This is a genomic window from Cellulomonas hominis (assembly GCF_901521055.1).
GTDB classification, from domain to species: Bacteria; Actinomycetota; Actinomycetes; order Actinomycetales; family Cellulomonadaceae; genus Cellulomonas; species Cellulomonas endometrii.
Window position 1 is genome coordinate 1 of sequence record NZ_CABEGA010000062.1, and the last position, 12,996, is coordinate 12,996.

General features: G+C 76.2%; 16 protein-coding genes. 10 read left to right on the forward strand and 6 right to left on the reverse strand.

Annotation, left to right across the window (positions count from 1 at the left end; genetic code table 11):
- Positions 1-64: 64 nt before the first annotated feature.
- Both KJP73_RS15250 and KJP73_RS15255 read right to left on the reverse strand, forming a co-directional pair.
- Complete coding sequence (locus KJP73_RS15250; RefSeq protein ID WP_213283727.1) at positions 65-1,063, reverse strand: LacI family DNA-binding transcriptional regulator; 999 nt, start codon at positions 1,061-1,063, stop codon at positions 65-67.
- Positions 1,064-1,121: 58 nt separating this feature from the next.
- Positions 1,122-1,286, reverse strand: a complete 165-nt coding sequence (locus KJP73_RS15255) for a hypothetical protein (RefSeq protein ID WP_213283728.1) — start codon at positions 1,284-1,286, stop codon at positions 1,122-1,124.
- A 150-nt stretch (positions 1,287-1,436) separates the two neighbouring features.
- Here KJP73_RS15255 and KJP73_RS15260 point away from each other — a divergent pair, with 150 nt between their 5' ends.
- The 6 genes from KJP73_RS15260 to KJP73_RS15285 all read left to right on the forward strand — a co-directional run bounded on the left by KJP73_RS15260 (position 1,437) and on the right by KJP73_RS15285 (position 6,225).
- Complete coding sequence (locus KJP73_RS15260; protein ID WP_213283729.1) at positions 1,437-2,639, forward strand: AI-2E family transporter; 1,203 nt, start codon at positions 1,437-1,439, stop codon at positions 2,637-2,639.
- A 67-nt stretch (positions 2,640-2,706) separates the two neighbouring features.
- Positions 2,707-3,042 (forward strand): cupin, encoded by a 336-nt coding sequence (locus tag KJP73_RS15265; protein WP_213283730.1) that lies wholly within the window; start codon positions 2,707-2,709, stop codon positions 3,040-3,042.
- A 14-nt stretch (positions 3,043-3,056) separates the two neighbouring features.
- The gene (locus KJP73_RS15270) at positions 3,057-3,791 is read left to right on the forward strand and encodes a class I SAM-dependent methyltransferase (protein ID WP_213283731.1); all 735 of its coding nucleotides are present in this window, start codon (positions 3,057-3,059) and stop codon (positions 3,789-3,791) included.
- Positions 3,792-3,795: 4 nt separating this feature from the next.
- On the forward strand, positions 3,796-4,455 hold the full coding sequence (locus KJP73_RS15275; protein WP_213283732.1) for an alpha/beta hydrolase: 660 nt from the start codon (positions 3,796-3,798) through the stop codon (positions 4,453-4,455).
- A gap of 94 nt (positions 4,456-4,549) precedes the next feature.
- Positions 4,550-4,960 carry a YciI family protein gene (locus tag KJP73_RS15280; RefSeq protein ID WP_213283829.1) on the forward strand — a complete coding sequence of 137 codons (411 nt, stop codon included), beginning with the start codon at positions 4,550-4,552 and terminating at the stop codon, positions 4,958-4,960.
- A gap of 44 nt (positions 4,961-5,004) precedes the next feature.
- Positions 5,005-6,225, forward strand: coding sequence for an RNA polymerase sigma factor (locus KJP73_RS15285; RefSeq protein ID WP_213283828.1), 1,221 nt, complete (start codon positions 5,005-5,007; stop codon positions 6,223-6,225).
- Between the two features lie 4 nt (positions 6,226-6,229).
- Here the strand turns inward: KJP73_RS15285 and KJP73_RS15290 are convergent, their stop codons facing one another.
- Together KJP73_RS15290 and KJP73_RS15295 are read right to left on the reverse strand one after the other, a co-directional pair.
- A complete protein-coding gene (locus KJP73_RS15290) occupies positions 6,230-7,012 on the reverse strand; it encodes a glycosyltransferase family A protein (RefSeq protein WP_249669436.1) in 783 nt (260 codons plus the stop codon).
- 78 nt (positions 7,013-7,090) lie between these two features.
- Positions 7,091-8,230 carry an ice-binding family protein gene (locus KJP73_RS15295; protein ID WP_213283733.1) on the reverse strand — a complete coding sequence of 380 codons (1,140 nt, stop codon included), beginning with the start codon at positions 8,228-8,230 and terminating at the stop codon, positions 7,091-7,093.
- A gap of 352 nt (positions 8,231-8,582) precedes the next feature.
- On the opposite strand from KJP73_RS15295, the gene KJP73_RS15300 reads away from it, so the two are divergent.
- Positions 8,583-9,728, forward strand: coding sequence for an EAL domain-containing protein (locus tag KJP73_RS15300; protein ID WP_213283734.1), 1,146 nt, complete (start codon positions 8,583-8,585; stop codon positions 9,726-9,728).
- Between the two features lie 60 nt (positions 9,729-9,788).
- A complete protein-coding gene (locus KJP73_RS15305; RefSeq protein WP_213283735.1) occupies positions 9,789-9,959 on the forward strand; it encodes a DUF1059 domain-containing protein in 171 nt (56 codons plus the stop codon).
- Between the two features lies 1 nt (position 9,960).
- Here the strand turns inward: KJP73_RS15305 and KJP73_RS15310 are convergent, their stop codons facing one another.
- A complete protein-coding gene (locus tag KJP73_RS15310) occupies positions 9,961-10,602 on the reverse strand; it encodes a winged helix-turn-helix transcriptional regulator (protein ID WP_213283736.1) in 642 nt (213 codons plus the stop codon).
- A 5-nt stretch (positions 10,603-10,607) separates the two neighbouring features.
- The gene (locus tag KJP73_RS15315) at positions 10,608-11,042 is read right to left on the reverse strand and encodes a VOC family protein (RefSeq protein ID WP_213283737.1); all 435 of its coding nucleotides are present in this window, start codon (positions 11,040-11,042) and stop codon (positions 10,608-10,610) included.
- A 165-nt stretch (positions 11,043-11,207) separates the two neighbouring features.
- Here KJP73_RS15315 and KJP73_RS15320 point away from each other — a divergent pair, with 165 nt between their 5' ends.
- Together KJP73_RS15320 and KJP73_RS15325 are read left to right on the forward strand one after the other, a co-directional pair.
- Entirely contained in the window at positions 11,208-11,549 is a 342-nt protein-coding gene (locus KJP73_RS15320; protein ID WP_213283738.1) for a YciI family protein, read from the forward strand.
- Between the two features lie 98 nt (positions 11,550-11,647).
- Positions 11,648-12,985: a hypothetical protein gene (locus KJP73_RS15325; RefSeq protein ID WP_213283739.1), complete on the forward strand. Its 1,338-nt coding sequence runs from the start codon at positions 11,648-11,650 to the stop codon at positions 12,983-12,985.
- The last annotated feature ends 11 nt before the right edge of the window (positions 12,986-12,996 follow it).

The following is a 12,996-nucleotide window of genomic DNA, read 5'->3' on the forward strand; positions in this document are numbered from 1 at the left end:
ACGGACACGTCGGCGTCGGCGAGCGGTCGGCCGGCGGTCGGGTCAGCGGTGCGGCGGGGCCGGCTCAGCGCGGCGCGGCGGTGGTGCGCCGCTGCACCAGGGACGTGGGGAGCCGGACGTGCGGCTCGTCCACCGTGGTGCCGTCGAGCAACGCGGTGAGCATCTCGATCGCCGCGGCGCCCATCTGCTGGATCGGCTGGTGCACGGTGGTCAGCGGCGGGTCCGTCTGGGCGGACTCCGGGATGTCGTCGAACCCGATCACCGACAGGTCCTCGGGCACGGACAGGCCCAGGTCCCGGGCGACCTCGATGGTGGCGATGGCCGAGAGGTCGTTCGCGGCGAACACGGCAGTCGGCCGGTCCGCGCGGGACAGCAGCTCGCGCGCCGGCTCGCGGGTCGACTCCTTGCGGTAGTCGCCGGCGCGGACCAGGGCCTCGTCGACCGGGACGCCGGCCGCCGCCATCGCCTGCCGGAAGCCCTGCTCGCGCAGCCGCGACGACTCCAGGTCGGAACGCCCGCCCAGGAACCCGATGCGCCGGTGGCCGAGCGCGAGCAGGTGCTCGGTGCCGAGCACGGCGCCCGTGAGGTTGTCGGAGTCGACGGTCGGGAGCCCGGTGGGGCCGGTGTGCGGGTCGATCGCGACCACGGGCACGCCGGCGTCCGCCTCGACGACGGTGGGCGTCACCAGGACCGCACCGTCGATGAGCGTGCCGCTGAGCCGGGAGAGGTACCGCCGCTCCCAGCCCGCGCCGCGGCCCTGGAGCCCGCCGGTGTAGGCGAGCAGCTCGTAGCCGGTGTCGGCCAGCGCGCTCGCCGCGCCCTTGAGGATCTCGGCGGAGAACGGCTCGAACTCCGCGACGAGGATCCCGATGACGTGCGTGCGGTGCGAGCGGAGGCTGCGCGCGACGAGGCTCGACTCGTACCCGAGGTCGTCGATGACCTCCATGACGCGGGACGACGTGGCCTGCGCGACGCCGTACCGCCCGTTGAGCACCTTCGACACGGTCGCGACGGAGACGCCGGCGGTCCGCGCGACGTCCGAGATGGTCACTCGCTGCCCCATGCCGAGATCGTAGCGCGCCGAAAACGTTATCGATAACGATACTGACCCGGCGTGGCGCTCAGCGGGCGGCGCGGCCCCGGCGCGGGTCCATGGCCGGGTCCATCGCGAGCCGCAGCGCCACGTCCAGCGGCAGCCGGGTCCGCGCCCGCCGGCGCCGGGCGAGCAGCGCGGCGCGCTCGCGTGCCCGGGTGTCGGGGAGCCGGTGTGCCGTGTCGTGCGCCATGCCACCACTGTGCCGCCGGGGACCGCGCCCCGTCGTCGGCCCCGCGGCGGAGATCCGCGTCCACCGAAAGGTGGACTCCCAGGTCGCGGAGGTGCCGCCCTGACCGTAGCGTCCGAGTCCAGGCACGGTGCGGCAGAGAGCGGGCGAGGCATGCGCGGGGCACGACGACGAGCGGGCGAGCGGCTGCCGGACGCGGCCGCCCGGACGGGCGCCGTCCCGCCGGGGGAGGTCACGACTGCGTCGGGCACGCGGCCCGGCGCCCGGACCAGCGGCTCGCTGTGGGCGGACAGCTTCGGGCGGATCGGCACCCGCTCGGTGCAGATCCTGGCGCTGCTGGCGGTGGTGGCGATCGCCACCTTCGCGATCACCCGCCTGACCCTCGTGGTGATCCCGGTGCTGATCGCGCTGGTGCTGGCGGCCGCGATCCACCCGCTGGTGTCGTGGCTGCGCCGGCACCGGTTCCCCTCGCTCCTGGCGACCTGGGTGGCGCTCGTCCTGATCGTCGCCGTGCTGGCGGGCGTGCTGACGCTCGTCGTCCGCGCCGTCATCGACCAGTGGGACGAGCTCGCCGACCAGGCGATCGAGGGGTTCGCGCAGCTGCAGGACTCGCTCACCGCGCTGCCGTTCCAGGTGGACGAGGAGCAGATCGCCGGCGCCCGGGAGAGCGTGACGGACTTCCTCACGTCGAGCAGCTTCGGTGCGAGCGCGGCTGCCGGGTTCTCGGCCACGGCGAACTTCGTCACCGGCTTCTTCCTCATGATCATCGTGCTGTTCTTCTTCCTGAAGGACGGCCCGAAGATCTGGGAGTTCCTGCTGCGCCCGTTCGAGGGCGAGAGCTACGCGCGCGGCAAGCGCGTCGGGTCCCGCACGGTCAGCACGCTCGGCGGCTACGTCCGCGGGACGGCGATCGTCGCCGCGGTCGACGCGATCGGCATCGGGATCGGCCTCGTCATCGTGGACGTGCCGCTCGCGATCCCGCTGGCCGTCCTGGTGTTCCTGCTGGCGTTTATCCCGCTGGTCGGCGCCACGCTGGCGGGCATCCTGGCCGCGCTGGTCACCCTGGTGGCCAACGGCTGGGTCGACGCGCTGATCGTGGTCGCGATCGTCGTGGTGGTGAACCAGCTCGAGGGCGACCTGCTCCAGCCGCTCGTCATGGGGCGCTCGCTCCGGCTGCACCCGCTGGTCATCCTGGTCGCCCTGACCGTCGGGACGGTGCTGGCGGGCATCACGGGCGCGGTGCTGGCGGTGCCGATCGCCGCGTCGATGTGGGGCGCCGTGCAGGTGTGGAACGGGGAGGACGAACCGGCGCGGCCCGCGCGGCAGAAGAGACCCGAGACCGCAGAGGGCCGCTGACCGGCCCACCGACCCGCACGCGTGCGGCACGATGGGGACGCCCGCCGACGACGACGGAAGGACCGGCATGGACATCCAGCAGCTCGCCCACGACCAGCTCGCCCTCGCGCACCAGGACGCCCACGGACGCAGCGCCCAGATCGTGGTGCACGACGGCCCGCTGCGTCAGACGGTGATCGCCCTGACCACCGGCACCCGCCTCGCGGAGCACAACTCGCCGCCGGCCGGGAGCATCCAGGTGCTGCGCGGCACGGTGGGCGTGAGCACGGGGGAGCGCGTCGACACCCTGCCGGCCGGGTACCTGGTGACCCTCACCCACGACCGGCACGGGGTGGAGGCGCTCAGCGACGCCGTCCTGCTGCTGACCACCGTGACGAACGTCGACGAGCCGTCGCACGGCTGACCCGGACGTCCGCGGTGCCCGACGCCCTGTTCGCCCACCCGCGCCTGGCCGCCGTCTACGACGCGTTCGACGCCGACCGGTCCGACCTGGCGCTGTACCGGGCCGTCGCGCGGGAGCTCGGCGCGCGGACCGTGCTCGACGTCGGCTGCGGCACCGGGACGCTCGCGCTGCTGCTCGCCGCGGACGGGCTGGAGGTGACGGGCGTCGACCCGGCCGCCGCGTCGCTGGACGTCGCGCGCGGCAAGCCCGGGGCGTCCGCGGTGACCTGGCTGCACGGCGACGCGACGGCGCTGCCGCCGCTGCAGGCCGACCTGGCGACGATGACCGGCAACGTCGCGCAGGTCTTCCTCACCGACGACGACTGGCTCGCGACGCTGCGCGGCGTGCACGACGCACTGGCACCGGACGGGCACCTCGTCCTGGAGACGCGGCGTCCGGAGCGCCGCGCGTGGGAGGGCTGGGCCGCGGCGGCCGGGCGCGTCGAGGTGGTCGACGTCCCGGGGGTCGGGCGCGTGGAGCAGGAGCTCGACGTGACCGAGGTGGCGCTGCCGCTCGTCTCGTTCCGGTCCACGTACCGGTTCGCGGCCGACGGCGCCGAGGTCGCGTCCACGTCGACCCTGCGGTTCCGCTCGCTCGACGAGGTCCGGGACACGCTGGCCGCGGCCGGGCTGCGGACCGTCGACGTCCGCGACGCGCCGGACCGGCCGGGCCTCGAGCACGTGGTGCTCGCCCGGCGCCCGGCGGAGTAGGGCCGTGGGAGCGGACGCCGGGGCGGCGCGGCCCGGCGCGGCGCGACCCGGCGCGGTGTGGCCGGGCGCGGTGTGGTCCGACACGGACGCGGCGGCCGACCCCGGCGGGCGGCACCTCGTCGTGCTGCTGCACGGGGCGGGCGGGGTCCCGCAGGACATGGTGCCGGTGTTCGACGTGCTGCCGCCCGGCGCCGTGGGCGTGTCGCTCGCGGGCCGGCTGGCGGTGCGGGACAGGCACGCGTGGGCGCCCGTCGACCGGTACGACCCCCGGGCGTTCGCGACGTCGGCGCGGAGGGTCGCGAGCTGGCTCACCGAGCAGCGCGGGTGGTCCTCCGTCGGGCTGGTCGGCTTCTCCCAGGGCGGTGCGGTGGCGGTCCAGCTGCTGCGCGCGGACCCGGCCCGGTACCGCTCCGTCGTGACGCTGTCGGCGTTCCTCGCTCCGGTGCGGGACGCCCGGGACGCCGCCGTCGCCGCGGTGCGGCCGCCCGTGCTCTGCTGCCACGGCGACCGCGACGACGTCATCCCGCCCCGGGACACCGCGCGGCTCCTGGCGTGGGCCGACCGGTGCACCCGCGCCACGGTCCGCCGGTACCCCGGCCTGGCGCACACGATGGACGCGACCGAGCTCGCCGACGTCGGCGAGTTCCTGGCGGCACCCGGCTGACGCCCGATGTCGATCCGGAGGTTCCCCCGTTCGACACCGGGGTGAGAGGGTCCGGAGGGGACCCCCGGAACCAGGAGGAACGACCGTGAAGTACATGCTGATCATGCGGGCCACCGAGGAGTCGTACGCCGCGATGCAGGACGTCGACTTCACCGAGGTGCTGAACACGATGGGCGCCTTCAACGACGAGCTGATCTCCTCGGGCGTGCTCGTCGCCGCGGAGGGGCTCGACGACGCCGACAAGGGCGTCGTCGTCGACTACTCCAGCACCCCCCCGATCGTCACCGACGGCCCGTACGGGGAGGCGAAGGAGCTGTTCGGCGGCTACTGGATCCTCGACGTCGCGTCGCAGGAGGAGGCCGTCGAGTGGGCGAAGCGGGCGCCGATGGGCGGGCCCGGGATGAAGGCCGAGATCCGGCGGATCGCGTCGATCGACGAGTTCCCGCAGGACAACGAGTTCGTCCAGCGGGAGCGGGCGTGGCGCGAGGCGACCGGCCAGCTGTGACCCCGGCCGGCACGGGCCGGGCCGCGGTCGAGGCGGTGTGGCGGATGCACTCCGCGCGCATCGTCGCGACCCTGGCCCGGTCCACCGGCGACTTCTCCCTCGCGGAGGACCTGGCGCAGGAGGCCCTCGCCGAGGCGCTCGTGCAGTGGCCGCGCGAGGGCGCGCCCCGCAACCCGGCCGGCTGGCTGGTGACGGTGGGGCGCCGGCGGGCGGTGGACACGTACCGGCGCGGGGCGGCCCTCGACCACCGGTACGCCGCGGTCGCCCGGGACCTCGGCGAGGAGGAGGCGCGGGCGGCGACGGGCGACGCGGACCTGCTCTGGGACCCCGACCGCGTCGACGACGACGTCCTCGCCCTGATGTTCGTCGCCTGCCACCCGCTGCTGTCGCGCGAGTCGCAGGTCGCGCTGACGCTGCGCGTGGTCGGGGGGCTCGGCAGCGACGAGATCGCGCGGGCGCTGCTCGTGCCGACCGCGACCGCCCAGGCGCGGATCACGCGCGCGAAGAAGACGCTGTCGGCGGCGCAGGTGCCGTTCGCGGTCCCGCCGCCCGAGGACCGCCGGGAGCGCCTCGGCTCGGTCCTCAGCGTGGTCTACGTGATCTTCACGGAGGGCTCGACCGCCACGTCCGGCGACCACTGGATCCGGCAGGACCTCGCCGGCGAGGCCGTGCGGCTGGCGCGGGTGCTCGCGCAGCTGCAGCCCGCGGAGCCCGAGGTGCTCGGCCTGCTCGCGCTGCTGGAGCTCACCTCTGCGCGGTTCGGCGCCCGGACGGGACCCGACGGCGCGCCCGTGCTCCTGGAGGACCAGGACCGGCGGCGGTGGGACCGCTCGGCGATCCGGCGGGGCCGCGCCGCGCTGGCCGCGGCCGGGCGGACCGGGCGCGGGCTCGGCGCCTACGGTCTGCAGGCCGCCATCGCCGAGTGCCACGCCGTCGCGCCGTCGGTCGGGGCCACCGACTGGGACCGGGTCGTCGTGCTCTACGAGGCGCTCGGACGACTGGCACCCTCACCGGTGGTCGACCTGAACCGCGCCGTCGCCGTGTCCATGGCCCGCGGGCCCTCCGCGGCGCTGCCGATCGTCGACGAGCTGGCGCGCGGCGGGGCGCTGGGCGGGTCGCACCTGCTGCCGAGCGTGCGCGGGGAGCTGCTGCGGCGGCTCGGCCGGACCGGTGAGGCCCGCGAGGCGCTCCGGGACGCCGTCGCCCTGTGCGGGAACGCCACCGAGCGGCGCCTGCTGGAGCAGAAGATCGCCGCCCTGGGCTGACGCGTCAGCCGGCGCGGCCCACGACGCGCGCGAGGCGCGCCCGCACGCGCTCGCGGACCGGGACCCACGGCGCCTGCTGCGGCCAGTGCAGCACCACCGACCGCCAGCCGCGGGCCAGCCGCAGCACCAGGCCCGCGGGGGAGCGGAACGGCCGCGCCGAGATCGACACCGCCAGCGCGTCGTCGTAGCGCACGGACCCCGGCTCGAGGTGGAAGCTCAGGTCGAGGTCGTCGTGCACGTCGTGGTCGCGGTGCACCGAGGACCGCGCCGCGCGCCACGCCGATGCCCGCATCGCGAACGCCGAGCCGAACACCGGCGTGCCGCCCACCGCCAGCGCGCCCAGGCGGAAGTACGTCTGCATGTACAGCAGGTGCGCCAGGTGCCGGGGGACGAGCCGCATGCCGCGGAACCGCCCCGGCCCCGTGACGGCGCCGGTCGACGGGTCGTCCCGCAGCAGCTCGTCGACGCGCGCCAGCCAGCCCGGCGGCAGCACGCTGTCGGCGTCCACCCGGGCGATCACGTCACCCGTCGCGGCGTCGTACCCGGTGGCCGCGGCGGGCCAGATGCCGCGCCGGGGCTCGTGGACGACGCGGGCCCCCGCCGCCGCCGCGAGGTCCGCGGTCGCGTCCGCGCTGCCGTTGTCCACGACGACGACCTCGTCCGGCGGCCGGGTCTGCGCCGCGAGGGAGGCGAGGCACCGGGGCAGCCGCTGCGCCTCGTCGAGCGCCGGCACCACCACGGTGATCCGCAGCGGCGCGGGGTCGCGGGGGAGCGTTCGGTCGGGCACGGCTCATCCCCTCACGCGGCCGCCGGCCCCGCAACCGCGCCCGCTGCCCCGCGTGAGCCACTTCCTGCGGCGGCCGCACTACCGGTGCGTGGCCGCCACCGGTCGCCGGGACGCGGCAGCGCGGGTGAGGCACAGGCCACCGAGGACCAGCACGGCGGCCGCCCCGACGAGCGCCCACGTCTGCGCGGGTCCGGACTCCGCCAGGGCGGTGCCCGGAGCCGCGGCGTCGTCCGCGGTGGCGGCCGCAGGAACCGGCGCGGCGACGGGCACCGCGGGCGCGGCCGCGGGCGTCACGACGAGGACCGTGGGGGCGGAGGACGAGGGCGCGTAGCTGCCGAAGCCGCTGTAGTCGGCGACCAGGGTCACGTCGGTCGCGGTACCGACCGGCAGGGACAGCGTGGCGACGCCGTCCGGGCCGATGGTCGCGGTGCCGACGGCGACGCCGTCCGCCGTGAACGTCACCGTGCCGGTCGGCGTGGCCGCGCCGACCGCCGAGACCGTCGCGGTCACCGTGGTGCTCCCGCCGGCGGTGGCGGGGGACGCCGTCACGGTGGTCGTGGTCGGCGTGGACACGCAGGACGGGTCCGTGAACACGTTGTCGTCCAGCGTCACGGCGCCGTTGCGCGCCAGTACGCGGCCCGCGACCGTCGTGCCCGTGTCGAGCGTGATGGACGTCAGTGCCATCACCGTGCCCGCGAACGCTGTGCTGCTCCCGAGCGTCGCCGAGGCACCCACCTGCCAGAAGACGTTGCACGCCTGGGCGTTCCCGGTCAGCACGATGCTGGTGCTCGACGCCGTCGTCATCGACGCGCCCACCTGGAAGACGAACACCGCGTTCGGGTCGCCCTCGCCGTCGAGGGTCACCGCGCCGCTCACGCCGAGGCTGCTGGTCGCGTTGTACACGCCGGCGAGGTAGGTGCCTCCGGCCACCGCCGAACCGAGGCTCGTGCCCGTCGGTGCCCGCCCCTCCGCGTCGAGGTAGGCCGTCGTGAGCGAGGACTGCGCCGACGCGGCGGCGGCGTCGCCCGCGTGGATCGCGCCACCGGCCGTACCGGGCGGGAACCCGGTGATCGCGTTGCCGGGACTCACCCCGAGCTCGCCGCTCAGCACCGAGGGGCCCGTATTGGTCACGGTCGACCCGGCGAGCACCGAGTAGGCGCCGGCCGTGCCCAGGCCGACCGCGTCCTCGTACGAGGCCGCCCCAGCCGGTGCGGCCACCGCCACCAGGCACGCCACGAGCGCGGCGGCTCCCAGAGCGCCCGACGCCCCGTGGCGCGACCTCGGGCGTCCGGTGCGCAGCAGCGCGAGCGGGGTAGGACGTGCGGCACGATCCGACATGGGAAGCCTCTCGAGGAGCTGGTCCCGCGACCTCACCGCGGGGGTTCCCGGACGGCGCCGTGTCGGACACGCGTGCATCCCCAGGTGCGGGAGTTCCCACGTCGACGGTGATGGCGCGTCGACGGCCTGGGACGGACAGTACGCGCGTTCCCGGGTGCTGCGGGGGCGAGACCCGTTTGCCACACCGGCTGCGTCTCATCCGGTCGCCGGCGCGGACGATGGGGAGGAGGCCGTGCCCGGGAACCGCCCGGCGCCGACGCACACCGAGGGGGCCGTCACGGACGCCGACAGGGACGCGCCGCCGGTGGACGACCCGGCCTGGCGGTCGGTGCTGCAGGACGTCCTGCGCGACCCGGCGCGGCACGCGCTGCACGCCCAGCCGATCGTCGAGCTGGCCACGGGCTTCGTCACCGGGTACGAGCTGCTGTCGCGGTTCGACGGCCCCTGGCGCGCCGCACCGGACGTCTGGTTCGCGGCCGCGGAGCGGTGGGGGCTGAACCCGCCGCTGCAGGCGCGGGTGCTCCAGAAGGCCGTCGCGGCGCGGGACGACCTGCCGCCGAACACGTTCCTGACCGTGAACGTGGACCCGCACCTGCTGGCCGACGACCTGGTCGCGGGGGAGCTGCTCCGGCACGCGGACCTGTCGCGCGTCGTCCTCGAGCTCACCGAGCACACGCAGGTGGACGGCGAGGGGCGCGCGATGGCGGTGCTGGACCGTGCCCGCGCCGCGGGCGCGCTGGTCGCGATGGACGACGCCGGCACCGGCTACGCCGGCCTGCAGCTGCTCCTGGAGCTGCGGCCGGACATCGTCAAGCTCGACCGCGCGCTCGTGTCGGGTGTCGACGCCGACCCGGTGAAGCGGGCGCTCGTCCAGGTGTTCGGCGACCTGGTCGGCCGGATGGACGCGTGGGTCCTCGCGGAGGGCATCGAGACCCGCGGCGAGCTGGACGCCCTGATCGGGCTCGGTGTGCCGCTGGGTCAGGGGTGGGCCCTGGGACGCCCCGCGCCGCACATGCTCGCCGCCCTGCCGGCCGAGGACGCGGCGCACATCCGTGCCACGGCGTCGCGCGCCTCGTTGACGGGCAACGTCGCGAGCGTCGTGCGACCGGCGCGCGCCGGCCGGGACCGCGCGCAGTGCGACGTGCTGCTGGCCGGGAACGGGATGGTGCTGGAGGTCCGCGGTACATCCGGCCGGTGGGCCCCGGCGATGACCGTCGCGCCGAGCGCGTCCGTGGTCGACGTGGCCCGCCGGGCGATGCTCCGGGACGAGCGGTGCCGGTGGGACCCGCTGGTGTGCACCGACGCGAACGGGGCCGTCGTCGGGACCGTCCCGGTCGACGCCCTGCTGCTGGCCGTCTGCGACTCATCCGGGACCTGACGCTGCCGATGGACCGTACGGCAGCCCCGTCGGGGCACGAGACCGAGAAGAGGACACCACATGAAGGCCTTCCGCTGCGGCGACGTCGTCCCCGGGTGCGCCCGCGCGTTCACCGGCACCGAGGACCAGATCCTCGCCGAGGTGGCCGAGCACGCCCGGCACGACCACGGCCTGGTCGAGGTGCCTGCCGAGCTGGTGGTCCAGGTGCGCGCGGCGATGGTCGCCGCCTGACCTAGGCCGCCAGGTGGAACGTCCGGGCGAACCGGTCCAGGAGCTCCCCGCGCCCGCCCAGCACCTCGACCACGCTCGTGGCGATGGCCCGGTCCGGGGGCAGCTCGCCCGAGATGACCCGGCGGATCCCCGGGCCCGCGGCGAACACGAGGTCCGCGGGCCCGGTCCCGGGCGTCACGTCGAGCGCGGGTCCGTCCACCCGGATCAGCAGCTCCGCGGGGCCGAGGTGCGCCGCGTACGCGGTCGGGGGCAGGTCCGCCGCCACCTGCGGCCGGAACGCGGTGCGCAGGGCGACGGTCATCGAGTCGGGCGTGATCACCTGCCCCTCGCGCGGCTCGCCCATCGCCTTGAATCCCCACGCCCCGAGCGCGTGCACCACCGGCTCGAGCTCGCGCCCGTACGGCGTCAGCTCGTAGACGATCACCCGGGAGCGCGGCGCCCGCCGGATGACCCCGGCCTCCTGCAGCTCCTTCAGCCGCGCCGCCAGGACGTTGCTGGGGATGCGGGGGAGCCCCGCGGCGAGCTCCCCGTAGCGGCGCGGTCCCACGAGCAGGTCGCGGACGATGAGCAGGGCCCAGCGCTCGCCGACGAGCTCGAGGCCGCGCGTCACCCCGCAGTACTGCCCGTAGTCGCGCGCTGCCACCGGAGTCAGGCCTGCTGGCTCGTCACGGCCTCGGGGCCGTTGGCGGCGGCGACAGGGTCCATCCAGCCGAACTCCAGGACGTTGCCGTCCGGGTCGGTCAGCTGGCGCTGGTACATGAAGCCGTAGTCGGAGGCGGGGCGCTCCTCGGTGCCGCCCGCCGCGATCCCGTCGGCCACCGTGGCGTCCACCGCCTCGCGGCTGTCCAGGAAGATCGCCGTGGCCACCGACACCGTGGTCGCCGGGTCGCCGACCGGCCGGTCGCTGAACGTCTGGAAAAAGTCCCGGGTCACGAGCATGAAGTAGCTGTGGTCGTCCTCCACGACGACGCACGCCGCGTTGTGGTCCGTGAAGAGCGGGTTGATGGTGAACCCGACGCCCTCGTAGAACGCCTTGGCGCGGTCCAGGTCGGTCACCGGCAGGTTGACGAACATGGCGGTCATCGTGCTCTCCCTCGAACGGTCGACGTGCTGACGGCCCCACACTTGCGAAAAACAAGTGCGACGTCAAGACCCCGCCCGGATCGCGGCGCGCGCGCGGGAGCGCGTGCCAGAGTGGGGCCGCGGCCGCCGGCACCGCGGCGCCACGGAGACGACGAGGAGGCGGCGATGACGCAGTACCTGATCTCGTTCGACGAGGGCGCGATGGCGGCCCTGACCCCGCAGGAGCTGGCCGTCGCGTCCGACGTCAGCCACCGGGTCGTCGACGACGCCCGGCGGGCGGGCGTGTGGGTGTTCGGCGCCGGCGTGGTCGGCGGGGCGGCCAGCATCGTCGGCACCGACGGGTCGGTGACCACCGGCGAGCACCCCGAACGCAAGGCCGTCATCGGCGGGTTCTCCGTCGTCGACGTCGCCACGCGGGACGAGGCGCTGCGCTGGGCCGCTCGGATCGCCGAGGCGTGCCGGTGCGCGCAGGAGGTCCGCCAGCTCATGGACGACGACGACGCCTGAGGGCGCAGGGACGACCACGCCCCTCATGCCGTGGGCGGACGTGGGCCGCGCCCCCGGGGGGACGCGCGGTCGTGCACCGGGCACGGACGATCGTCACCATGGAGCAGCTCACGCGGTGGATCGACCTCGCACTGGCGGCGGGCCTGGTGGCCGTCGCGATCACGGGGATCGCCCGCCGCGGCCGGCCCCGGGCTCTGCTGCTCGGGGCCGGCGCCGCGGCGCTCGCGCTGACCGTGACGGCGTACGCGCTGGAGGGGCTCCGGTGGCAGGTCCTCGCACTCACGGCCGTCGGCGGGGTCGTCGCCGCGCTGGCCACCTGGTCCCGCCGGCGCGCGCCGGGACGCCTGCCGCGCGGCCTCGCGACCGCCGGTGCCGTGGCGGCGACCGTCGTGGTCGCGCTCGCCGCCTGGGCGCTGCCGCCCGCGGTCGTCCCCGCGCCGACCGGGACCTCCGCCGTCGGCGTCTCGACCGCGGTGTTCACCGACCCGGCGCGCAGCGCGCACGGCGGCGCCCCGGACGGCACGTCGCGCTCCCTCCCCGTGACGGTCTGGTACCCGGCGGAGGCCGGCCCGGGCGGGCCCCTGCTCGCCGACGACGCCGCGACCACGGTCGGCGGGCTCGCCGACCAGTACGGCCTGCCCGCCTGGGTGCTGGCCGAGCTGCGGGACGCCCGCGGGCACGCGACCCCCGACGCCGCCGCGCGCGACGGCGCGTTCCCCGTCGTGCTGTTCTCGCCCGGGCTGACCAGCAGCCGGTGGCTGGCGTCGTCCTGGGCGGCCGAGGTCGCGAGCCACGGCACCGTCGTCGTCGCGGTCGACCACCCCTTCGACGCCGCCGCCGTCACGACGGCCGACGGCGTCGTCGCGAGGAGCGCGCTCGTCGCGACGGGGGACGCGGAGACCGACGCACGCCTCGCGCAGGAGTGGGCGCGGACCCGTGCGGCGGACCTCGCGGCGGTGCTCGACGCGCTGGCCGCGGCGCAGCCCGGGACGCCCGCGCTCGCCGGCGCGGACCTCGAGCACGTCGTCGCCACCGGGCACTCGGCCGGGGGCGCCGCCGCGCTGCTGCTCGCGAGCACGGACCCGCGGGTCGACGGCGTCGTGGACATCGACGGCATGCCCCGGTCACCGGCCGTCGACCGGGGGATCCCCGCGGTCGTGCTGGTCGCGGGCGACGCCGGCCCGATGCCCGAGTACGCGCGGGCCACGGACGCCCTGGTGGCAGCGGGCGCGACCCGCGTCACCGTCGACGGCGTCGCCCACCTCGGCTTCACCGACGCCTCCCTGGTGCTGGCGCCGGTGCCGCGGGTGCTGGGCGCGCGGGCGGGTGCCGGCCCCGCGACGGCCGCGGCCGCGACGCTGGCCGTCGTCGACGCCGCCGTGACCGGCGCGCCGGTGGACCGGGACGCGCTGGCCGCCCTGGGCGCCGTCGGCTGAGGCCGGTGCCT